Raw genomic sequence first — 22,584 nt, forward strand, 5'->3', positions numbered from 1 at the left:
TGGAAGAAGACGCCATCGTCCAGGATGTCCAGAAGCTCCCTGGCGATGCTCGACTTCCCCGAGCTGGAGGTGCCATTGAGGAAAATGATCCGACCGGATGCCATATCGGCATGATCACACGTTGCCGGCGCCGCGCTCAGGAGATCTCCAGCGGATCTCGGCGACCAGCGGGATTCGCAAGAGACCCCGATCAAAACATGGAGTGTGATCGAGTTGGTGGGACCTGGTGCGGAGACGGCTGCGGCCACCGGTGATCATCGTGAGGTGTGTGGACTGACGATGAAGCGGTGGTCGCAGGTCACAGCGTAGTGCCTGCCCGCTGGCGGGTGATGTTCAAGGGCCTGATGGAGCAGATCGCGGGACGATTCAGCCGGGTCGAGCCCCGGCTCCGGTCCCGGCAGTTGGTGCTCGGGTTGCTGGCTGACCTGCCGCGCAAGAACTGCTGGACGATCGCCGAGCACACCAGGGACGCCACACCCGACGGTCTGCAGCACCTGCTCGGCCGCGCCCAGTGAGACGCCGACCTGGTGCGGGACGACCTACGCGCGTTCGTTCTGGAGCACCTGGCCGACGACCAGGCCGTGCTGGTGATGGACGAGACCGGCGACCTGAAGAAGGGCACCCGCACCGTCGGCGTCCAGCGCCAGTACACCGGCACCGCCGGGCGGATCGAGAACGCCCAAGTCGCCGTCTACCTCACCTACACCTCCCGCCACGGACACGCCGCCATCGATCGCGCGCTCTACCTGCCCAAGTCCTGGACGAGCGCCCCGGACCGCTGCGGCCAGGCCGCCGTCCCCAACGACGTCGGCTTCGCCACCAAGCCGCAGCTCGCCCGACAGATGATCGAGCACACCCTGGACGCCGGAGTTACGGCCGCATGGGCGGCCGGCGACGAGGTCTACGGCGACAACCCGCACCTGCGCGCCGCCCTGGAGCGGCGGCAGCTCGGCTACGTACTCGCGGTCTCCAGCACCCACCGCGTCCCCGCCTCGGCCGGAGATCAGCGCACCGACCACCTGGCCAAGAAGATCGCCAAGTGGGCCTGGCAGAAGCTGTCCGCCGGACGCGGTGCGAAGGGCCACCGCTGGTACGACTGGGCCCAGATCGCCATCACCGCCCCCGGCCTGGCCGGCCATCAGCACCTGTTGATCCGCCGCAACCGCCGCACCGGCGAGCTCGCCTACTACCGCTGCTACGCGCCCCGCCCGGTCCCGCTGTCCACCCTCGTCAAGGTCGCCGGAAGCCGCTGGACGATCGAGGAGACGTGCCAGAGCTCGAAGACCCTGGCCGGGCTGGACGAGCACCAGATCCGCCGCTGGGACTCCTGGCACCGCTGGGTCACCCTGGCCTTGCTCGCCCACGGCTTCCGCGCGGTCACGGCCGCCCACGAACGCCGCGACCAGGCCCTGGCCAACGACGGGATCAGGCCGAACGGGCTGGATCCCGCTGACCTGCAACGAGATCCAGCGCCTGTTCACCGCCCTGATCGCACGGCCGACCCGTGACCTAGCCCATCGACTGCGTTGGTCCACCTGACGCCGACGCCACCAAGCCCGCGCCCAACGCAGCCACTACCGACGCCAGGCCGCCCTTCAATCATGAAGATCACATCTACGGCTGGAGTACTAATCAGGGAGACAGAAAATGGCCGCCAAGACCACCGCCGCGAAGACCGCCCAGGCCGCCACCGCCGAGCCCACGCGCTGCGAGTGCAGCCGCTTTGAGCTGGAGGACGGCCGGACCACCGGCTGTCAGGCTGGAGACCAAGCGGCAGCTCGCCCCCGGCCACGACGCCAAGCTCAAGTTGTTCCTGATCAAGGCCGGTGCCGCTGGCGAGCTGGTCACCCGGGTCGCCGAGGACGGCCACCGCACCAGCGGTGAGGCCGCGTCGCTGACCGCCAAGTTCCCGTTCGGCTACACGGTCAAGGCGGGTATCACCCGGGCTCGGAACAAGGCCGCCCGCGTCGAGCAGCGCAAGACCAAGAAGGCCGCCCCCAAGCAGGTCACCGCCAAGGTCGGCCGCTGGAAGCGCACCGGGATCGTCGAGGGCAACACCTTCACCTACACCGACGCCAAGGGCGCGGTCAAGACCGCCACCAAGTTCACGGTCATCGGCTGACCGACCCCGCCCTCGCCGGGCGGCTCAGGCCGCCCGGCTCCGAGAAGAGCCCCAGTGTTCAAGATTCAGTACCGCAACGCGCAGGGCCGCGTGGTCACCGCCCAGTCCTTCAAGCGTGACGAGATCCAAAAGCTCGCCGACAAGGCCCGGCAGGACGTGCCAGACCCCCGCGTCTGCCAGCTCCGGGTGCGCGAGGTGGCTGTGGACAAGATTACCGGCGATTTCATCTAGGCCGACTGCATCGACGACTTCACTCGTTAAGACGAATGGGCCCGGCCGAGGTGGCGCCCCCGGCCGGGCCGTAACGCTGAGAACCACGAGGAGAAAACCCAGCTATGAACCAGCAAACCACAGCCATCGCCACCGGGGTGATCGAGCGTGTGTTGGCGGGTGGCCAGCTCCGGGCCGTTGACTACCTGAGGGTGTCGACGGAGGACCAGGCCAAGGGCTACGGCATCGACTACCAAGGTAAGCGGACCACCCGCTACATCGCCAAGAAGGAGTGGAAGCACGTCGGCACCTACGTGGACGAGGGCATCTCGGGATCGCTGGAGGCCGCCGACCGTCCCGACCTCAAGCGGTTGATGGAGGACGCCCACAGCAAGCCGCGCCCCTTCGACATCGTCGTCGTGAAGGAGGGCCGCGCCATCGGTCGCACCGGCCGGGCGTTCTGGCGGTGGGTGTGGAGTCTTGAGGAAATCGGCGTGTTCGTGGCGGTGGTCCAGGGCGATTACGACAACACCACCGCCGAGGGTCGCCGGAAGATGCGCGAGGATGCCAACTACGCCGAGACCGAATGGGAACTCATCCGGGACCGCACCCAGGGCGGCTTGCAGGAGAAGGCCGAGGAGGGCGGTTGGGTCGGCGGTCCGCCCCCATTCGGGTACGAGATCGAGGACCAGGGCAAGAAGGGCCTGTCCCGGCTCAGGTTGTGCCCGGCCGAGGTCAAGGTGTTGCGCCGAGCGCGCGAGCTGCTGGTCATCGAGCGACTCAACATGCGGGCCACCGCCACCCGCCTGAACGCCGAGGGTCTGTTCACCCGCTCGGGCCGGTCCTGGTCGCATCAGAACCTGCGCAAGCGGTTGATGTCCACGGCCACCCTCGAAGCCGTGTTCATCTTCCGCAACATCGAGGTGAAGAACGGCCGAGGGCCCAAGCTGGACCAGGAGGGCAAGCCGCTCTACGGCGAAACCGTTCGCATCCCGCTGGACACCATCTTCACGCCGGAGGAGGTGGCCGACCTGAAGGCGACTGTCGGCGAACCTTCCGGCAAGCCCAAAGGACAGGCCGGGGTCTACCCGCTGTCGAAGCGTGTCACGGCCCAGTGCGGCAAGCACTACATCGGCGGCAAGCGCCACAAGGGCCCGGGCCGTTGGTACCGCTGCAAGGGCCGACAGGAGGAGTACGCGAACGGTCCGACGTGCAGTGACCCGCAGATCCCGGCGGCTGAACTTGAGGCCACCGTGTGGGCCGAGGTTGTGAAGCTTCTGGGTGACCCTGAGCAGCTCAGGGCGATGGTGGCTGAGTGGGTCGGCATGGCTGACACCGATCAGGATGCGCAGCGCGCGCGGGTGACCGACCTCAGTCAGCAGGTTGCCGTACGTGAGCAGTCCATCAAGAACGCCATCAAGGTCTACATGCGGTCAGGGCTGCCCGTCGAGCTGCTGAACGAGGAGCTGGCCGATGCCAAGACCGAGCTGGAGAAGCTCAAGGAGTTGCGTGACGAGGCGCAGTGCTGGATGGAGGAGACCCAGGCCGCCGAGCAGCGCGCGAACGACCTCGCAGCGCTGGCCGAACTGGCGCGCACGCGACTGGCCGACATGACACCCGAGGAACAGGGCGAGATCCTCGCGCTGCTGGACGTGCGCGTCACGGTCATGGGTGCCAGGCCCGAGCGCAAGACCAACAAGGGTTGCACCCTCACCAAGTGGTTTGCCGACTCCGGGCGGCTGGTGCCACCCCCGCTGACCGATGCGGTGTGGGCCCTGGTGGAACCGGTCGTCAAGGCCTGGGAGCCCTCGAACCACCGCCTCATCGACGGTCGCGCGGTGGTCGACGGCATTCTGTTCAAGGCACGCACCGGGTGTGGCTGGCACGGAATCGAGGTGTCGGGCGATGTCCTGTGGAAGACCGTGCATTCCCGGTTCAACCGCTGGCTTCGCGCTGGCGTGTGGGACGAGATCATGAAGGTCATCCCCAACGACGGCACCCTTCCGGCGGGGATGCCCGTGCTGCCGCCGCTCAAGATTGAGGGCCGCGTGGAGCCGCGCATTCTGCACATCCGGCACGAGGAATCACCTGCGGAAACACCTACGGTGAAGTCGGGCGACGCGCTGTGCGTGCCCGGCAACCACGAGAACAAGTTCAGCCGTCACCTCAGGGGCCGCAAAGTCCAGCACACCCACGGACTCGCCGAGACCGTCGGGCAGATGGACATCAAGAGCGGGGAGTTCCGCGCCGAGGTAAGGGAGTTCACCGACGGGCTGGTCAGTTACTACGTCCTTGACGGCGGCCGGCTGGTGGTCTGCCACGCCGGACTGCCGGAGAAGTACCACGGCCGCACCTCCGGCCGGGCCTGAGGCCACGCCGTACTGGCCCTGGAGTCGGAACCGGTGGACCCGCGGTTGTGACGGGCACGTGCCGCATCGGTGGTGAATGAATCCGGCCGAGTGCCACCCGTAAGGGGGACTCGGCCGGACTTCGTTCCTCCGTGCCTCACACGTCCCTGGCTAACCGTCAGGTGCCGTGCTAACTTCGCAGGTCGGTCAGGCAGGCGAACCGACTCATGGGGGAGAAGTCGGTGGAGAAAGGTGAGGGTCCCGGCGGTCCCGACGGCGGGGTGCCGCGCGCGCAGGGTTTGGAACTGCTGTCCCGGCTCACCAACACCCTGTGCGAACTGAGCTGCATGGAGGACGCCCAGGGACGCGTCCAGTTCGCGACCGTGCTCGGTGAACAGCTGGCCCGCACGGTCGACGTACGCGGCATCCGGCTCCGTGAGGACGTCGTGGCCATGGTGCGTGCCGCGCTGAACGTGGCGGGCGGCGAACGCGTACTGGTGACCGTGGTCGAGCTCTTCGAGGGGGCCGCGCCGGCCGACGAACTCGAGCGGCTGCTCGCCCCCGCCGCGCCGCCCCCGGCCGCCGCCTCCCTCCCCGGTCCGCTCTCCGGCCACGACACCGGCACGGCGCACGCCCTGCTGGCCGACGCCAAGGGAGAGTTGTCCGCGGCGCGGCTGCGGGACAGGCTCGCCGAGGAACTCAACGGCCTCTACCTGCCCGCCGGACTCTCGCCCGAGCAGCTCCTGGCGCACGTCCTGGAATGGAACGTGCAGCCGGACGGATTACCACCCGCGGTGCTCCTGGTCGACGTGGCCGCCTCCCTCGCCGCATCGCCCGGTCACCGCGGAGCCCTCCGCACATGGGTCGACGGCTGGGCCCGGCGCTCGGGCCTGACGGCGGCGGTGGCCCGGCGCCGGAGCGTCCGCCGGGAGGCCGCCGACGATCCGGACATCCCCTGCTGTCTCATCGTCGCCGTGGAACCCGCCCGTGACGGGTCCGGCGACATCGTCGTACGCCCCTGGCTGAACACCGTTCCCGGCCACTGGGACCCGCAGCCCGGTGAGCCGGCCACCACCACCCTGGACGGCCTCGGCCAAGCCGTCGAACACGCCCTCCGGCAGGGCGCCCGGCTCTGGTCCGCCCCGCTCGATCAGGACCCGGCCGGACGCGAGCGGCCGGCGTACGTCGAGTTCGTCCTTCCCTACGACCTCCTCAATCACGACGTGGCGGGGCTGAGGTTCACAATCGGCCACGGCCGGCCGCTGCCGCTCGCCCTGAAGTACGGGGTGCACCTGCGCAGTCTGGAGCGGATGCGCACCGACGACGCGGTGGTCCGGCAGCAGTGGCGCGATCGCTGGCGCAGACTGCGGCAGCACGGCGTCACGGTGCACGGCTGGACGGGTGCGGACGCCCACCGGCTCGACGCCTGGCAGACCGCGCTCGCCGGGGAGTCCGGACGCACCGCCGTGGTACTCGACGCACCCGCCGACACGCCCGCCCTGGAGGCGCTCAAAGCCGCCATCGCGGAGGGCATCTCCCTCGCCATATGGGACCGCCGGGGCGCCTTCGTCGAGGAGCGGCGCGAGGTCGTCACCGCGGTGTTCGCCTCCGTACCGATCGCGGCGCAGATCCCCATGGCCATTCACCGGCTGCGCAGGAAAGCCGTCGATCCCGCCCAGAGCCCCGATCTGCTCGGGCGGCACATCGCCTTCTTCTGGGACGATCCGACGCGGCTGGTCGACATCCACACCGACGACGGCGATCTCGCCACCGAGGAGGCACCGGCATGACCGCGCAGGAGGAGCAGACGGCCCCGGACGCCTGGCGGATCTTCCATGCCACCGGCCGGCCCCCCGCCGCCCCCGTGGAACTGCCCGAGCCCCCGCCCTGGCGCAGGTTCGGCGGCGCCCCGCTCCAGCCCGCTCCGCCCGACGACCCGGACGGAGCGCTGCGCAGGCTGGGCCCCGGTGAGGTCACCCCGCAACTGGGTTCCGACGAGATCGACACCGTCAACGCCGCGCTGCTGCTGCGACGGCCGCTGTTGATCACCGGCCCACCTGGAATCGGCAAGTCCACTCTCGCCTATGTGATCGCGCGGGAACTGGGGCTCGGCCGGGTGCTGGAGTGGAACATCGTCAGCCGTACGACCCTGCGCGACGGCCTGTACGTCCATGACGCGATGGGGCGTGCCCAGGCCATCGCCGCCTGGCAGGCGGGACTGCGGGACGTGGTGGCACCCGGTGCCGACGGGGCGGAGGACACCGGAAGTTCCCTGACCGTCCGTCAAGTCCGCCCCGTGCTGGGTGATTTCATCACGCTCGGGTCACTGGGGACCGCTCTGCTGCCCTACGATCGTCCCCGTGTGCTTCTCGTCGACGAGCTCGACAAGAGCGACATCGACCTGCCGAACGACCTGTTGCACGTCTTGGAGAACGGAAGTTATGACGTCCCGGAGCTGGTCCGTGACGCCGCCGACACCGCGAGCGTCCACACCAGCGACCCCGGCGTCCGTGCCGTACTGCGGCGAGGGCGGGTCGAGTGCCGGGAGTTCCCCGTCGTGGTGATCACCAGCAACGGGGAGCGGGAGTTCCCGGCCGCGTTCCGCAGGCGCTGCCTGCCCCTGGAGCTCCGTACGCCCACCCGCGAACAACTCCTCGCCATGGTCGGCCGGCACCTCGGGGAGCGCCCACGGCACAGCGAGGACCTGGTGGACCTCTTCCTCCAGCGAGTCCAGGCCGGGGGCACGCACTCCCTGGACCAGTTACTCAACGCTGTCCAGATCACTACCATGGGTGGTTTCCAGGTCGACGGGGACGGGCGTAAGCTCGTGGAAATGCTGCTCCGCGACCTCGCGAAGGGCCGCTGAATGGACAACGGCTTTCCCAGGGAGCGCGCATCCGGCGACGGCGGGTCCGAATCGGGGGCGTCGCCTCCTTCGGCGTCCCCCGAGTCCGTCGCATGCGCGAGTGAGGTCAAAGGCTCCGCCGCCGCGTCCCCGCTCCGGCGCGCCCTGACCGGTGACCAGCCGCTCCTGCGGTCGGACGGCGAGGACCGGGAGTCACCGCGGTGGCAGGAGGTCGCCGACGCGGTGTGGCTCGCCGCGTACTGGAACCGCCACGGCGGCCCCGCCGGCGCAGGACCCGAAGCGGCGCCGGACCCGGACGCCATCCGTCCGGCCGCGGGCGCCGTGAAGACGGCCGCGCCACCCCGCACCGAGGACGAACCGGAGCCCGCGACGCCCTCCGGGCATGCGGATCCGGCCGATCCCACGACCGGCTCCGTCCTTCCCGCGCCCCTCGTGCGGCTCCCGTCCGACCGGGCCGGCACCCCGGGCCGGGTCGGACCGTCCACCTCCGTGGGCGCGGCCGGCGCCCCCGCCCCGGCGCGTGGCCCGCTCCTCGCCGACGGCGGGCTCTTACCGCACCCCGAGGGCACCGCCACCCTCCACGTCGGCCGCCCCCTGCTGCCCGACGCTAACCTGCCGCAGTACGGCCCCGGCCGCCGCACCGCCCTGCTCGCCCGCGCCCTGCACCAGCTCGCCCGCCGCGTTCCCTCCCGCGACGCCCTGGAACTGGACGAGGAGACCACCGCCGAGCAGGGACTCGTCGACGGCATGTGGATGCCGTTCCTCCGTCCCGCCCGCACGTCCGCGTTCGACCTGGTACTGCTCGCCGACGACGCGCCCACCATGCGTATCTGGGAGGAGACGGTGGCCGCCCTCGCCGAGGCCGCCGAACACAGCGGCGCCTTCCGCAGCGTCCGCACCCTCCGGGCCACCCTCCCGCGGACCGGCACCGCCATCCTGCGCTGGGCCAGCGGAGGCTCCGTCGCGGACCCGGCCGAGCTCCTCGACGGCCGAGGCGGCCGGGTCTTCCTCGCCGTCACCGACGGACTCGCCCACGGCTGGGCCGCCCCCGCCGCCGACACCCTGCTGAGCCGGCTCGCCCGCTCCGGCCCGACCGCGCTGGTCCATCTGCTCCCGCCCCACCTCCGCCACCGCACCTCGCTCTACCCCCACCCGGCGGTCCTCGAGGCCGGTGGCTTCGGCATGCCCAACGACTGCCTCGGACACCGGGCGCCACCAGGTGGCCCCGACCCTCTGCGCCCGCTGCCCGAGGCGGCCGACGACGCCTTGCCCGTCCCGGTGCTCTCCCTCAAACCCGGCTCCGTCGCCGCCTGGGCCGACCTGGTGACCGGTGAACGCGGAGTACGCCGCGACCTGCCGGTCGTCCTCGCGGGCACCCTCACCAAGGGCGCGCCCGCCCCCGGTCTGCGCGCCCCGCGCCTCCCACGCGCCGCGGCCGCCGCGGTACGCCGCTTCTTCACGCTCGCCACGCCCGCGGCGCGCCGTCTGGCCACCCAACTGGCCGCCGTCCCGTTCGACTTCGACCTGGTGGAACAGCTGCGGCGCCGGGTCATGCCGGAGACCGGGCCCGACCACCTCGCCGAGATCCTCATGGGCGGACTGATCGACTGGGACGGCGGGGGCGAGGGCCGCCCCGAGTTCGCCGACGGTGTCCGTGAGGCGCTGCTCGCCACCACCACCCGGTCCCAACTCGCCCGCACCGTCAGTGTGGTGGGCGACCTGCCGGCCGCCGGCGAGCGGGGCGTCGCGCTGCGCGCGGCCCTGCGCGACCCGGTCGGCACCACGCTGCCCGACCCGGCCGAGCGCGGCTGGCTGCGCAGTGAACTCGCCGTGATGCGGGCACTCTCGGGCCCCTACTCCGAACGGGCGAACCGCATCGAGCCCGACGTGTCCGGGCTGCTGCCCGACTCGGCCGGACGGGGGGTCGCGGAGTCCTCCCGGGACCCGAAACACCCGGACGGCGGCGAGTCCACCGACGACCAGGGCGGGAGGCATCCAGCGTCGGACGTTCGCGACGCACCTGGAGACCCCTTGCCGAGCCTGGTGACCGAGACCCCAAACGAAGCCCCGGAGGCTGAGCAGCTCATGCAGAGCACGCCGACCACGACGCCGGCCATCATGGTGAACGTTCCGCTCAGGAACACCTCGTTCGTCGGCCGCCAGGCGCTGCTGAGCGCTGTGGAGGAGCAGCTCGGCGCCCAGGACACGGCGGCGGTGCTGCCGCACGCGCTGCACGGTCTCGGTGGCGTGGGCAAGTCCCAGCTGGCCCTGGAGTACATCTACACCCACCAGCACGAATACAAGGTGGTCTGCTGGATTCCCGCGGAGCACGAGAGCCTCATCCTGACCGCGCTCGCCGGTCTCGCGACCCGGCTGGGGGTCGCCCAGCCGGGGCAGGAGGGCACCGCCAACACGTCGGTCCAGGCCGTCCTGGACGCGCTGCGCTCCGGTGAGCCCCATGACAGATGGCTGCTGGTCTTCGACAACGCCGAGGACATCGACGTGGTCCGCCAGTACTTCCCGACCAGCGGCCCCGGCAAGGTCATCGTCACGTCCCGGAACCGGGCCTGGGAGCGGGTGGCGACCCCCCTCCCGGTGAACGTGTTCGAACGCGAGGAGTCCATCGAGCTGCTCCAGAAGCGCTCCCCCGACCTCTCCACCGAGGACGCCGACCGTCTCGCCGACGCCCTCGGCGACCTGCCCCTCGCGGTGGAGCAGGCCGGTGCCTGGCGAGCGGTCACCGGCATGCTCGTCGAGGAGTACCTCGCCCTGCTCGCCGAACGCAGCCCCGAGATCCTCGACCTCGATCCGGCTCCCGACTACCCCGTCTCCGTGGCCGCCGCCTGGGACATCTCGCTGGAGCGGATCAAGGAGAACAACCCCGGCGCCCGTCAGCTCCTCGACATCTGCGCCAGCATGGCTCCCGAGCCCATTCCGCGGTCCATCCTGCGCGGTGGCCGGGGCGTCAACATCACGCCACAGGTGGACCCCCTGCTGCGGGAGTCGGTCAAGCTCAGCCGGGCCGTGCGCGACCTCAACCAGTTCTCCCTGATCAAGACGGACCCGCGGACGGACACCCTGCAGATGCACCGCCTGCTGCAGACGGTGCTCCTCGCCAAACTCGGCCCCGACCAGCGCGAACGCATGAGGGAAGCCGCCCACCAACTGCTGTCCGCCGCCAAACTGGGCCATTTCGCCTCGTCGCAGGAATGGCCCTCCTACCAGGCGCTGCTGCCGCACATCCTCGCCTCCCAGGCGGTCACCAGCACCGACACGTATGTGCGTGACCTCGTCTACGAGACCGTGCTGTTCCTCTACTACTGGGGCAACCACGAAGGGGCCGCGGACCTCGCCCGGGAGGCATGGAGCGCATGGCTCGCCGCGTCCGGCGAGGAGGACAGCCACGTCATCCGCATCGCGAAGACGTTCGCCTTCACCTTGCTCCAGGTCGGCCAGTTCGGTGAGGCCATCCCCCTGGCCGAGAGGGCCCTGCAGGTCTCCCGGCGCATCGAGGTCGACCCCGAGGAACTCGTCGACTCGCTGTGCACCATGGCCGACGCGCGTCGTTACCAGGGGCGGTTCACGGAGGCCCGGGACCTCGGCAAGGAGGCCACCGAGCTGGCGCGCGCCAGGTTCGGGCCCGATGACCAGACCACCCTGCGGGCCACCCACAGCTGGGGCGTCGACCTGCGTCTGTGCGGTCAGTTCGACGAGGCGCTGGCCCTGGACCAGGAGAACGCCCGGCAGCGCGAATCGCTCTTCGGCCCCAGCAGCTTCCTCACCCTCAACACCCTCAACGCCCTCTCCATCGACATGCGGGAGAGCGGTGACTACCCGGGCGCCCGGACCTTCCAGGAGGATGTCTACCGGAGGGCGCGCACCGCCATGGGCGAGCAGCACCCGCTCACCCTGCGCGTGGCCCGCAACCTCGCCGTCTGCCTGCGCCGGGACGGGGTGCTCGACGAGGCGTTGAAGCTCTCCGAGGAGACCCTGCGCCACTTCGTGACCCGTTACGGCCCCATCCAGGCCGACTCGCTCTCCACGGCGATCAACCTCTCCGTCGACCAACGCCTCGCCGGAGACCTCGAGAAGTCCCGCGAGCTCGGCGAGGAGACCGCACGGCGCTACGCGTCGCTGCTCGGCGAAGACCACGCGTACACCCTGCTGACCAAGGCGAATCTCGCAGCCACCCTGCGCATGGCGGGTGCTCTGGACAGCGCCGCCGAGCTGGAGGACGACGCGTCCCGCAGACTGGTGGCGACCCTGGGACCCGAGCACGTGATGACCCGGACCGTCGACATCGGCCGGGCCAACACCGCCTACGCGCGGCTGGACTTCGACCGCGCGTACGAGATCGACGAGGCCAATCTGGCGGGACTCACCGTGTCCGCCGGCGCGGAACACCCGCTGACCCTGTCCTGCACCGCGAACCTCGCTCTCGATCTGCGCGGTCTCGGCCGGGGCGCGGAGGCGGACCGGACGCGGCGCAAGGCGGTGGAGGGCTTCACCCGGGTGGTCCGTGCCGACCACCCCTGGCTGGAGGCGGCCCGCCTGGGCCGCCGTATCGAGTGCGACATCGCCCCCATGCCGCTGTAGCGGGGCGGCACGGGCCGGGCCGGAGCGGCGCGGGTGCCGCCCCGGCCCGGTGTCAGCCCGGATCCGCCACCGGGGCGGTGCGTGTGCCGTCCCGCTCGGAGGGCGGGGGCGGCAGGTCGGCCGGGTCGTCCGTCCGCCCGCTGGGATGCCGTTCGGCCAGGCGGCGCGTCAGGAGCAGGAGCGGCTGGGTGAAGAGTGTGGTGGCCAGGGCCATGAACACCAGGACACTGTAGAGCCGGTCGCTCAGCAGGCCCGCGTGCAGGCCCGCGTCGAGGGCGATCAGCTCGGTGAGACCGCGGGCACTCATCAGGATGCCCACGGTGCGCGCGTCGTGCCGGTTCAGGCCGCCCAGCCGGGCCGCCACCGCACCGCTGCCGATCTTCGTCACCGCGGCCAGGGCGGTCACCACCAGCACGGCGGCCCATCCCGTGGCCCCCATGCCGTTCAGCACGACGGCCTGACCCGAGATCACGAAGAAGAACGGGAGCAGCAGCGAGCTGACGTCGTGCAGGGACCGCAGCAGATCGGGGTCGAGTGTGTCGTCCGGCTCGCGGGGCGCCACCAGGCCCGCCAGCAGCGCACCGAAGATCACGTGCAGTCCCAGGGAGTGCGTCACCCAGGCCGACCCGAGGGCGAAGCCGATGAGCAGCGCCATCCGCAGCGAGGGCTCCATACGCGTCCGCCACAGCAGCCGGCGCAGCACCGGCCGGGCCGCGAGGAGCGTCACGGCGAGGAAACCGGCGGTGATCACCACCCGCCACGGCCACCCGAGCGCGTGGTCGCCGCCGTTCTCCAGCAACGCCCCGGCCAGTACCGTCCAGCAGACCACGTCGAGCAGGCCGGCGGCCGAGACCGCCACCACGCCGGGCACGGTACGGGTCAGACCGTTCTCCCGCACTATGGCCGTCAGTACGGGGACGGCCGTGACCGACAGGGCGATCCCGGCGAACACCACGATCGACGGGGACGGATCGCGCGGCATGCCGAGGGCGCGGAGCCGGTCCCAGAACAGCAGCGCACACCCGCTGCCCACCGCCATCGGCACCAGGAACGAGGCCAGCGCCACCGTCACCGCGGTACGCGCCCGGTCGCCCAGCAGCTTCAGATCCAGCTCGTAGCCCACCGCGAACAGGAACACCACCAGGGCGAACTGCGCGAAGCCGGTCAGGGCCGTACCGATCTCCTCGGGGAACAGAGCCGCGTACGCGCCGGGCGCCGCACTGCCGAGGAGGGAGGGACCGAGCGCTATTCCCGCCGTCAGCTGGCCGACGATGTACGGCTGCCCCAGCCTCCGTGCCGCCCAGCCCGCCGCGTGCGCGGCCACCAGGATCAGGGCCGAGGCCCCCACGAAGTGCGCGATCAGCGCGTCAGGGCTCATGTGTCCCCCTGTGGTCCGGTTCTTCGGCCGGCCGAGCGGCCGCCGATGGGGCGTCGCACGCTTGCGCGAAGCCAACTCTCCCAGGATAAAGGTGATCTGACGGCGCATCGGATGTTGTACACACGCTTGACCCGAGTCACGGGAAGCACACGGGTGGCGGTCGTGCCCGGTCGTGGGACCCGGATGCGTTCGTCCGCCGCCCGTGCTGCCGTGCGCCGTCGACGCGCCCTCGGGTTCGGCGGTCGCGCGCACCGTACTCCTGGGCCGCTGATCCGGAGGGACTGTTTCCGGCCGTACGGGTACGTCTCGCGGCCCCCGGGGAAGCGGGCCGTGCTCTGCCGTACCCGGCGTCCGCCGGTCCCGTCCCACGTGCACCGGGACACCCCCGTCGGCCGGCGGCCGGTACCCGTCGCCGTACGCCGGCCGTCCCGGTCGGGCCGCTTCACCGGTGGGCCCGCTGTGGGCAGGTCCCGCCGAACGGCGGGGGCCGACGCCGCCGAGGGCTCCCGCGTCCCGGGAATCCGCCTCGTCACAGGCTGACGTGTGCCATGGCGCGGCCGGCCTCGAAGGCCTCTCCCGGCCGTTCTCCGAGCAGGGCGGGAGGACCGATCACCTTCAAGGTCCGCGCGATTGATGATGATCGGGTGGCGTGATCGTACGGTTTTCTATGCGGTCTTCCATGGCCATGATGAATCCAAGGACACGGGGCATCGCGTGCCACCGTGCGAGAAGGGGGACGCACCTTGCATCAGCCGCCCGCTCAGCGCAATGCCGGAGCCGCAGCCCGGGAGCCGGTCCTCGCGGCCGGGGCTCCTGTCCGGGAGTCGGACCTGGCGGATCTCGCGGCACTGCCCCTGACCGCCGTGGACGGCCTCGCTCCCCTCGACTCCGGTGCCCGTCTGGTCGTAGAGGTCCTGCGCTCCCGCAGCGGCATCAAGGGGGGCAGCGAGCCGGGGCGGGCCGAGTAACAGCCCCGCCGTGCCGGGAGCACCCCATCGGGTTCCCGTATGCCCGCCCACCGACCGGAGGCCCGGTGATGAACAGCGAGCGGCACCTCAGCCCGTTCCGCATGCCCGCCCCCCTCTTCGCGGAACTCGCCGCCGGCGGTCACTCCGCGCAGGCCGTCGCCTTCCTCGACCAGGGTGAGCGGGCGCGCCGGTTGCTGCTGTTGCGCACCCTGCTGGAGCGGCTCCGGGACCTGCCCACTCCCCTCACCCCGGTCGCGGAGGCCTGGCGGGCCTTCAAGGAGGCGGCGGAGCGGGCGCCCGGGCCGGCCGAGCGGCTGCTGCTCGCCCCGACGACCGGCGCCTGGATCGCGCACATGCTGCGCCGGGTGCACGGCACCGCGACCGGGCCGGACCTGTGGGCGGAGGCGGCCCGGCTGAACACCCTCGCGGTGGTCGCCTCGCTGCACGCCGGCACGGAAACGGTCCTGCGTGTTCCGCTGGACGACGGCGCGCTGCACCTGCCGGGCCTGGGACTGGCCCGGCTCCCGGACGGGGCGGCGGGCCTGTCGGCGGGCACGGCGAGCACCCGCGCCGGAGAGCTGACCCTCACCGGGCCGGGACGCGACGGCGGGCGGACGACGCTGACCTGCCGGCCCGCGCCCGTGCCGGTGGACGGGGCGCCGCCCGCCGACGGCACCCGCTGGCTCCCCCTGCGCACCCTCACGGTCGGCCCCGTGGCCGTACCCCTGGAGGACCTGGACCCCTACCGCGACCTCGACGACCCCGTACCGCCCGCCCGGCTGGACGCCGACGAGGCCGTGGCCTGGCAGCGGCTGTTCGACGAGGCCGTCGCGATCCTCGCGACCGGGGAGGGCGCGGGCCCCGGACGGCTCGACCCCGCGGTGATCCGGGCCGTCGTCCCCTGGGCCCGCACCGGCCTGCTGCCCCCGCCGCCGCCCGACGTCCGCGTGTCGGCGTCCAGCGGCGACTCCTACGGCGCGATGGTCATCGCCCGCCCCTCCTCGCCGCTCGCCCTGGCCGAGACGCTGGTCCACGAGTTCCAGCACAGCAAGCTCGCCGCCCTGATCCACCTCTTCCCGCTCCTGCGCGACGACCGGGCGGAGCGCTACTACGCCCCGTGGCGCCCCGACCCGCGCCACCTCACCGGTCTGCTGCACGGCGCCTACGCCTTCACCGGCGTCGCGGGCTTCTGGCGGGACCGGCTGTCCGACCCGGAGCACGCCGAGACGGCCGCCTACCACTTCGCGCTGCGCCGCACGCAGAGCCGGCTCGTCGTGCGCACCCTGCTCACCAGCGGACGCCTCACCGGGACCGGGCACGCCCTGGTCACCGGTCTCGCCCGGACCCTGGACACCTGGCTGCGCGAGCCCGTGCCCCCGGCCGCCCTGCACCGCGCCCGCACCGCCGCCGCCCTGCACCGCACCGAGTGGCGCCTGCGCAACGTCGCCCCGTCCGCACCGCCCGGGCTCCCGGGCGGCCCCCTCCGCTTCCGCCCCGACCGCGCCCCCTGGCCCGACCTCCGCACCCACGCCTTCGCCCGCCCGCCCGCCGACGCCCGCACCCCCGACGAGCACCTGGCCGCCGGAGACGCCGCCGCCGCGCTCGTCGGGTACGACGAGGACCTGGCCCGCGATCCCGGTGACCCGCACCTCCTCGCCGGGTGGATCGTCGCCCGGGCGGGACTGGAGCGCGGGCCCGAAGCACGGCGGCTGCTGGCCCGGCCCGAGTCGATCGGGCCGGGGCGCCGCGGCTGACGGAAGCGGATTTCCGGAACCCGGGGGGCAGGGGTGAACACGCCCCCGGACGGTCAGGATGAAAGGCATGACCTACCACGTCGACTCCGAGGCCGGCCGGCTCCGCCGCGTCATCCTGCACCGGCCCGACCTCGAGCTCAAAAGGCTCACCCCCAGCAACAAGGACGCCCTGCTCTTCGACGACGTGCTCTGGGTGCGCCGGGCGCGCGCCGAGCACGACGGGTTCGCCGACGTCCTGCGCGACCGCGGCGTCGCCGTCCACCTCTTCGGCGACCTGCTCGCCGAGACGCTGGACGTCCCGGCGGCCCGCGCGCTCGTCCTGGACCGCGTCTTCGACGAGAAGGAGTACGGCCCGCTGGCCACCGACCACCTGCGGGCCGCGTTCGAGACCCTCCCGGCGCCGGAGCTCGCCGAGGTGCTGATCGGCGGGATGACCAAGCGGGAGTTCCTGGACGCGCACCCGGAGCCGACCTCCGTGCGCTTCCACGCCATGGAGCTCGACGACTTCCTGCTCGGCCCGCTGCCCAACCACCTCTTCACCCGAGACACCTCCGCCTGGGTCTACGACGGCGTCGCCGTCAACGCGATGCGCTGGCCGGCCCGGCAGCGGGAGACCGTGCACTTCGAGGCGATCTACCGGCACCACCCGCTGTTCCGCGCGGAGCCCTTCCACGTCTGGTCGGAGGGGCAGGCCGACTACCCGTCCACCATCGAGGGCGGGGACGTGCTGGTCATCGGCAACGGCGCGGTGCTGATCGGGATGAGCGAGCGGACCACCCCGCAGGCGGTGGAGATGCTCGCGCACAAGCTGTTCGCGGCCGGCTCCGCCCGGACCATCGTCGCGCTCGACATGCCGAAGCGACGCGCCTTCATGCACCTGGACACCGTGATGACGATGGTCGACGGCGACACCTTCACCCAGTACGCGGGCCTCGGCATGCTCCGTTCGTACACCATCGAACCGGGCGCGGGGGACAAGGAGCTGAAGGTCACCGACCATCCGCCGGAGCACATGCACCGCGCGATCGCCGCCGCGCTGGGGCTCAGCGAGATCCGGGTGCTGACCGCCACCCAGGACGTCCACGCGGCCGAGCGCGAGCAGTGGGACGACGGCTGCAACGTCCTCGCCGTGGAACCGGGCGTCGTCGTCGCCTACGAGCGGAACTCCACCACCAACACGCACCTGCGCAAGCAGGGCATCGAGGTGATAGAGATCCCCGGCAGCGAGCTGGGCCGGGGCAGGGGCGGGCCGCGCTGCATGAGCTGTCCCGTCCAGCGAGACGCCGTATAGAAATACAAAAGTTCGTATAGACTTCCAAGGGTTCGTGTCCCCCATCCCTGGAGCACCCCATGGCGACTGTTCCGACCGCCCTCGCCGGCCGCCACTTCCTCAAGGAGCTGGACTTCACCGCGCAGGAGTTCCTCGGCCTGCTGGAGCTGGCCGCCGAACTGAAGGCCGCGAAGCGGGCCGGGACCGAGCACCGGTACCTGCGGGGCAGGAACATCGCGCTGATCTTCGAGAAGACCTCGACGCGCACCCGCTGCGCGTTCGAGGTGGCCGCCGCCGACCAGGGCGCCTCGACGACGTACCTCGACCCGTCCGGTTCGCAGATCGGCCACAAGGAGTCCGTGAAGGACACCGCGCGGGTGCTGGGCCGGATGTACGACGGGATCGAGTACCGGGGGGACGGCCAGGACAAGGTCGAGGAACTCGCGGCGTACGCGGGGGTGCCCGTCTACAACGGGCTCACCGACGACTGGCACCCCACCCAGATGCTCGCCGACGTGCTCACGATGACCGAGCACAGCGCCAAGCCGCTCACGGACATCGCCTTCGCCTACCTCGGCGACGCCCGCTTCAACATGGGCAACTCCTACCTCGTGACCGCGGCCCTGCTGGGCATGGACGTCAGGATCGTCGCCCCGAAGTCCTACTGGCCCGCCCAGGGGATCGTCGACCGGGCGCGGGAGCTGGCCGCGTCGAGCGGGGCGCGCGTCACGCTCACCGAGGACGTCGCGGAGGGCGTCGCGGGCGCGGACTTCGTCGCCACGGACGTCTGGGTCTCCATGGGGGAGCCCAAGGAGGTCTGGGACGAGCGGATCAAGGCCCTCGCCCCGTACGCGGTGACCATGGACGTGCTGCGCGCCACCGGCAACCCGGACGTCCGGTTCCTGCACTGCCTGCCCGCCTTCCACGACCTCGGCACCCGGGTCGGCCGGGAGGTCTTCGAGACCCACGGCCTCACCTCCCTGGAGGTGACCGACGAGGTCTTCGAGTCGGCGCACTCGGTGGTCTTCGACGAGGCGGAGAACCGTATGCACACGATCAAGGCCGTCCTGGTCGCGACCCTCGCCTGAGCTCCCGCGTCCCGCTCAGACCGGGCGCCGCTGGCCCGGCAGCCGGAACCACACCGCCTTGCCGGACTCGGTGGGGCGGTGGCCGCAGGACGAGCTCAGGGTGCGGATCAGCAGCAGCCCCCGCCCGTGCTCCTGCCAGGGGTCGGGCGCGCCGCGGGCCGGACGGGTGAGGTCGCCGGGCGGCTCCGGGTCGGCGTCGTGCACCTCGACCTGGAAGCCGGCCGGCAGCAGCCGCACCACCAGCTCTATCGGGGCGTTCCCGGAGGTGTGCTCCACGGCGTTGGCCACCAGTTCCGCCGTCAGCAGCTCCGCCGTGTCGCAGTCGGCGGAGTGCTCCCGCTCGGCCAGCGCCGTACGGATCAGCGCGCGCGCCACCGGCACCGCCGCGGTGGTGTGCGGCAGCGCGACGCGCCAGGAGGTGGGGGCGGCGGGGAGTTCGTGCACGGCGGGTCCGTTCATGGAGCGGGTGCTCCTGTTTTCAGCTGACCATCGTACGGCGCGCCCGGTGCCGCCCTTCGCGGGGGCGGGCCCGGGTGCCGTCCGGGGCGTCCGGCCCCGGCGACAGGCGGTTCACCCACGTCAACGCCCCTGCGCGCCCGTCCGCTCCGCCTGTTGCCCGCCTGTCGACGATCCGTGACGGACGTGACGAAGGTGATGGACGTGACGGCGCCCGAACGGCGTATCGCGCACCCGTGACGACAGTCGCAGAAAGGTGATAAATTCGTCGGGCAGAGCTCACTGAGCAGCGCAGTGCCCGCCCCAGGAGGCCGCCCTCATGAGTCCTTTCACCGGCTCCGCCGCGCGCACCGCCCGCTGGGAGCATCTGCGCGTCGACCTCGCCGACGGCGTCGCCACCGTCACCCTCGCCCGCCCCGACAAGCTCAACGCGCTCACCTTCGGCGCCTACGCCGACCTGCGCGACCTGCTCGCCGAGCTGTCCCGGGAGCGGGCCGTACGGGCCCTGGTGCTGGCCGGCGAGGGGCGCGGCTTCTGCTCCGGCGGCGACGTCGACGAGATCATCGGCGCGACCCTCTCGATGGACACCGCCCGGCTCCTCGACTTCAACCGGATGACCGGCCAGGTCGTGCGGGCGGTACGGGAGTGCCCGTTCCCGGTGGTCGCCGCGGTGCACGGAGTGGCGGCGGGCGCCGGCGCGGTCCTCGCCCTGGCCGCCGACTTCCGGGTCGCCGACCCCAGTGCCCGCTTCGCCTTCCTCTTCACCCGGGTCGGCCTGTCGGGCGGCGACATGGGCGCGGCCTACCTGCTGCCGAGGATCGTGGGCCTGGGCCACGCCACCCGGCTGCTGATGCTGGGCGACACGGTGCGCGCACCGGAGGCCGAACGCCTCGGCCTGATCAGCGCACTCGCCGACGAGGGCGGCGCGGACGAGGCCGCCCGAGCCCTGGCCCGCCGCCTCGCCGACGGACCCGCCCTGGCCCACGCCCAGACCAAGGCCCTCCTCACGGCCGAACTGGACATGCCCCTGTCGGCAGCGGTGGAACTGGACGCCTCGACCCAGGCCCTGCTCATGAACGGCGAGGACTACGCCGAGTTCCACGCGGCCTTCACCGAGAAGCGCCCTCCGGCATGGCAGGGGAGGTAGGGGGATGCCCTCGACCGACGGAACGCCCCACCCCCGGCGCATCGCGGTCATCGGCGGAGGCCCCGGCGGCCTCTGCACCGCCGCGTTGCTCAAACGCCTCGGCCCCGACCGGCAGGTCACCCTCTGGGAACGCAACGCCCCCGACGAGACCTTCGGCTTCGGGGTCGTCCTCTCGGACGAGACCCTCGGCGGCATCGAACACGCCGACCCGGCGGTCCACGCGGCCCTGCAGAGGGACTTCGTCCGCTGGGACGACATCGACATCGTCCACCGGGGCACCCGCCACACCTCCGGAGGGCACGGCTTCGCCGCCCTCGGCAGGCACCGCCTGCTGGAGATCCTGCACGGGCGCTGCCGCTCCCTCGGAGTCGACCTGCGCTTCCACGCCGAGGCGCCCGACCCGGCCCGGCTGGCGGAGACGTACGACCTGGTGGTGGCCGCCGACGGCGTGCACAGCGGCACGCGCGAGGCGTTCGCCCACGTGTTCCGGCCCCGGATCACCGCGCACCGCTGCCGCCACATCTGGCTGGCCGCCGACTTCGCCTTCGACGCCTTCCGCTTCGAGATCGCCGAGACCGAGCACGGCGTGATGCAACTGCACGGCTACCCGTACGCCCGCCCGTCGCCCGACCACCACCCCTCGACGAGGCCCTCCGGGCCGCAGGACCAGTGCTCCTCCACCGTGATCGTCGAGATGCGCGAGGAGGTGTGGCGCGCCGCCGGATTCGACGGGGCGGACGCGGCGGAGTCCGTGGAGCGCTGCGCCAAGATCTTCTCCGGCGCGCTCGGCGGACGCCCGCTGAAGTCCGGCGACTCGGCGTGGACCACCTTCCGCACGGTCGTCAACGAGCGCTGGTCGCACGGCAACGTCGTGCTCCTCGGCGACGCCGCCCACACCGCGCACTTCTCCATCGGCTCCGGCACCAAGCTCGCCGTCGAGGACGCGCTGGCGCTGGCCGCGTGCCTGGACGAACAGCCTTCACTGGAGGCCGCGTTGTCGGCCTACGAGACGGAACGCCGGCCCGTCGTCGCCTCCATCCAGCGCGCGGCCCGGGCCAGCCTGGAGTGGTTCGAGGACCTGCCCCTCCACCTCGCCCAGCCGCCCCGCCAGTTCGCCTTCGGCCTGCTCACCCGCAGCCGCCGCGTCACCCACGACAACCTGCGGCTGCGCGACGCCCGCTTCACCCGGTCCGTGGAGCGCGAGTTCGGCTGCCCGCCCGGTACGCCCCCGATGTTCACCCCGTTCCGGATGCGCGGACTGACCCTGCGCAACCGGGTCGTCGTCTCGCCCATGGACATGTACTCGGCGGTCGACGGCGTCCCCGGCGACTTCCACCTCGTGCACCTGGGCGCCCGCGCGCTGGGCGGGGCCGCACTGGTGATGACCGAGATGGTGTGCGTCAGCCCCGAGGGGCGCATCACCCCCGGCTGCGCGGGTCTCTACACCGGCCGGCAGACCGAGGCGTGGCGGCGGATCACCGACTTCGTGCACGCGCAGGCGCCCGGCACCGCGATCGGCGTGCAGCTCGGCCACAGCGGCCGCAAGGGCTCGACCAAGCCGATGTGGGAGGGCATGGACGAGCCGCTCGACGACGGCAACTGGCCCCTCGTCGCCGCCTCGCCCCTGCCGTACCGGCCCGGCGGCCAGGTGCCGCGCGCACTGTCCCGGGCCCGGCTCACCGACCTGAGGGAGCAGTTCACGGCCGCCGCCGTACGGGCCGCACGGGCCGGTTTCGACCTGCTGGAACTGCACTGCGCCCACGGCTACCTGCTCTCCGGCTTCCTCTCGCCGCTCACCAACCACCGCACCGACGCCTACGGCGGCTCACCGGAGAAACGGCTCCGCTTCCCGCTGGAGGTGTTCGACGCGGTGCGCGCGGTGTGGCCCGGCGACCGGCCGATGACCGTCCGGATCTCCGCCACCGACTGGGCGCAGGGCGGCACCACGGCCGAGGACGCGGTCGGGATCGCCCGCGCCTTCGCCGCGCACGGCGCCGACGCGATCGACGTGTCGACCGGGCAGGTCGTGGCCGACGAGCAACCGGAGTTCGGGCGCTCGTACCAGACCCCGTTCGCCGACCGGATCCGGCACGAGGCGGGCGTCCCGGTGATCGCGGTCGGCGCGATCTCCTCCTGGGACGACGTCAACTCCCTGATCCTGGCCGGGCGCACGGACCTGTGCGCACTGGCCCGCCCCCATCTCTACGATCCCCACTGGACGCTCCACGCGGCGGCCGAACAGGGCTACGAGGGTCCGGGCGCGGTCTGGCCGGCACCGTACCGGGCGGGCAGCGGACGGCCCCGGACCGGTCGCACCGACGCCCCCAGACCTCGTCTCGGCCTCGGAGGCCGACCCCGGACGTCATGAGCCCCGCCCGCCG

The 22,584-nt window shown here is 72.1% G+C and carries 13 protein-coding genes and 4 pseudogenes; 14 read left to right on the forward strand and 3 right to left on the reverse strand.

All coding sequences use genetic code 11. The features are described 5' to 3' along the window. A pseudogene (locus ACFY3N_RS09715) lies at window positions 1–104 on the reverse strand (chloramphenicol phosphotransferase); the annotation flags it as partial. Window positions 105–344: 240 nt separating this feature from the next. Here ACFY3N_RS09715 and ACFY3N_RS09720 point away from each other — a divergent pair. From ACFY3N_RS09720 to fxsT, 8 genes and pseudogenes are all read left to right on the forward strand, one after another. After that, window positions 345–1,536, forward strand: a pseudogene (locus ACFY3N_RS09720) (IS701 family transposase); the annotation flags it as partial. 187 nt (window positions 1,537–1,723) lie between these two features. Next, complete coding sequence (locus tag ACFY3N_RS09725) at window positions 1,724–2,122, forward strand: hypothetical protein (RefSeq protein ID WP_390816077.1); 399 nt, start codon at window positions 1,724–1,726, stop codon at window positions 2,120–2,122. Window positions 2,123–2,176: 54 nt separating this feature from the next. Continuing rightward, complete coding sequence (locus tag ACFY3N_RS09730) at window positions 2,177–2,353, forward strand: hypothetical protein (RefSeq protein WP_390816078.1); 177 nt, start codon at window positions 2,177–2,179, stop codon at window positions 2,351–2,353. A gap of 104 nt (window positions 2,354–2,457) precedes the next feature. Further along, window positions 2,458–4,296: pseudogene (locus ACFY3N_RS09735) on the forward strand (recombinase family protein); the annotation flags it as partial. Window positions 4,297–4,437: 141 nt separating this feature from the next. Next, window positions 4,438–4,695 (forward strand): annotated as a pseudogene (locus tag ACFY3N_RS09740) (polynucleotide kinase-phosphatase); the annotation flags it as partial. Between the two features lie 227 nt (window positions 4,696–4,922). Continuing rightward, on the forward strand, window positions 4,923–6,470 hold the full coding sequence (locus tag ACFY3N_RS09745) for a hypothetical protein (protein WP_390816079.1): 1,548 nt from the start codon (window positions 4,923–4,925) through the stop codon (window positions 6,468–6,470). Then, window positions 6,467–7,546 (forward strand): AAA family ATPase, encoded by a 1,080-nt coding sequence (locus ACFY3N_RS09750; RefSeq protein ID WP_390816080.1) that lies wholly within the window; start codon window positions 6,467–6,469, stop codon window positions 7,544–7,546. Before ACFY3N_RS09745 ends, ACFY3N_RS09750 begins: the two co-directional genes overlap by 4 nt. Further along, entirely contained in the window at window positions 7,547–12,142 is a 4,596-nt protein-coding gene (fxsT, locus tag ACFY3N_RS09755) for an FxSxx-COOH system tetratricopeptide repeat protein (protein WP_390816081.1), read from the forward strand. A gap of 52 nt (window positions 12,143–12,194) precedes the next feature. Here the strand turns inward: fxsT and ACFY3N_RS09760 are convergent, their stop codons facing one another. Continuing rightward, the gene (locus tag ACFY3N_RS09760; RefSeq protein WP_390816082.1) at window positions 12,195–13,520 is read right to left on the reverse strand and encodes a cation:proton antiporter; all 1,326 of its coding nucleotides are present in this window, start codon (window positions 13,518–13,520) and stop codon (window positions 12,195–12,197) included. Between the two features lie 743 nt (window positions 13,521–14,263). On the opposite strand from ACFY3N_RS09760, the gene ACFY3N_RS09765 reads away from it, so the two are divergent. The 4 genes from ACFY3N_RS09765 to argF all read left to right on the forward strand — a co-directional run bounded on the left by ACFY3N_RS09765 (window position 14,264) and on the right by argF (window position 18,600). Continuing rightward, window positions 14,264–14,488, forward strand: coding sequence for a hypothetical protein (locus ACFY3N_RS09765; protein ID WP_390816083.1), 225 nt, complete (start codon window positions 14,264–14,266; stop codon window positions 14,486–14,488). A gap of 68 nt (window positions 14,489–14,556) precedes the next feature. Further along, window positions 14,557–16,242 carry an HEXXH motif domain-containing protein gene (locus ACFY3N_RS09770; protein ID WP_390816084.1) on the forward strand — a complete coding sequence of 562 codons (1,686 nt, stop codon included), beginning with the start codon at window positions 14,557–14,559 and terminating at the stop codon, window positions 16,240–16,242. Window positions 16,243–16,309: 67 nt separating this feature from the next. After that, window positions 16,310–17,533: an arginine deiminase gene (locus tag ACFY3N_RS09775; protein ID WP_390816085.1), complete on the forward strand. Its 1,224-nt coding sequence runs from the start codon at window positions 16,310–16,312 to the stop codon at window positions 17,531–17,533. A 59-nt stretch (window positions 17,534–17,592) separates the two neighbouring features. After that, on the forward strand, window positions 17,593–18,600 hold the full coding sequence (gene argF / locus ACFY3N_RS09780; protein WP_390816086.1) for an ornithine carbamoyltransferase: 1,008 nt from the start codon (window positions 17,593–17,595) through the stop codon (window positions 18,598–18,600). 15 nt (window positions 18,601–18,615) lie between these two features. Here the strand turns inward: argF and ACFY3N_RS09785 are convergent, their stop codons facing one another. Next, a complete protein-coding gene (locus tag ACFY3N_RS09785) occupies window positions 18,616–19,059 on the reverse strand; it encodes an ATP-binding protein (protein WP_390816087.1) in 444 nt (147 codons plus the stop codon). A gap of 316 nt (window positions 19,060–19,375) precedes the next feature. On the opposite strand from ACFY3N_RS09785, the gene ACFY3N_RS09790 reads away from it, so the two are divergent. Together ACFY3N_RS09790 and ACFY3N_RS09795 are read left to right on the forward strand one after the other, a co-directional pair. Continuing rightward, on the forward strand, window positions 19,376–20,203 hold the full coding sequence (locus ACFY3N_RS09790; protein WP_390816088.1) for an enoyl-CoA hydratase family protein: 828 nt from the start codon (window positions 19,376–19,378) through the stop codon (window positions 20,201–20,203). Between the two features lie 4 nt (window positions 20,204–20,207). Continuing rightward, window positions 20,208–22,571 (forward strand): bifunctional salicylyl-CoA 5-hydroxylase/oxidoreductase, encoded by a 2,364-nt coding sequence (locus tag ACFY3N_RS09795; protein WP_390816089.1) that lies wholly within the window; start codon window positions 20,208–20,210, stop codon window positions 22,569–22,571. The last annotated feature ends 13 nt before the right edge of the window (window positions 22,572–22,584 follow it).

The organism is Streptomyces sp. NPDC000348 (assembly GCF_042898795.1).
GTDB lineage: Bacteria > Actinomycetota > Actinomycetes > Streptomycetales > Streptomycetaceae > Streptomyces.

What these genes read in the sequence shown, in the direction of transcription:
- ACFY3N_RS09750 (WP_390816080.1), top strand. Translation starts at nt 6,467, where the DNA reads ATGACCGCGCAGGAGGAGCAGACGGCCCCGGACGCCTGGCGGATCTTC.
- fxsT (WP_390816081.1), top strand. Translation starts at nt 7,547, where the DNA reads ATGGACAACGGCTTTCCCAGGGAGCGCGCATCCGGCGACGGCGGGTCC.
- ACFY3N_RS09760 (WP_390816082.1), bottom strand. Translation starts at nt 13,520, where the DNA reads ATGAGCCCTGACGCGCTGATCGCGCACTTCGTGGGGGCCTCGGCCCTG.
- ACFY3N_RS09770 (WP_390816084.1), top strand. Translation starts at nt 14,557, where the DNA reads ATGAACAGCGAGCGGCACCTCAGCCCGTTCCGCATGCCCGCCCCCCTC.
- ACFY3N_RS09775 (WP_390816085.1), top strand. Translation starts at nt 16,310, where the DNA reads ATGACCTACCACGTCGACTCCGAGGCCGGCCGGCTCCGCCGCGTCATC.
- argF (WP_390816086.1), top strand. Translation starts at nt 17,593, where the DNA reads ATGGCGACTGTTCCGACCGCCCTCGCCGGCCGCCACTTCCTCAAGGAG.
- ACFY3N_RS09785 (WP_390816087.1), bottom strand. Translation starts at nt 19,059, where the DNA reads ATGAACGGACCCGCCGTGCACGAACTCCCCGCCGCCCCCACCTCCTGG.
- ACFY3N_RS09790 (WP_390816088.1), top strand. Translation starts at nt 19,376, where the DNA reads ATGAGTCCTTTCACCGGCTCCGCCGCGCGCACCGCCCGCTGGGAGCAT.
- ACFY3N_RS09795 (WP_390816089.1), top strand. Translation starts at nt 20,208, where the DNA reads ATGCCCTCGACCGACGGAACGCCCCACCCCCGGCGCATCGCGGTCATC.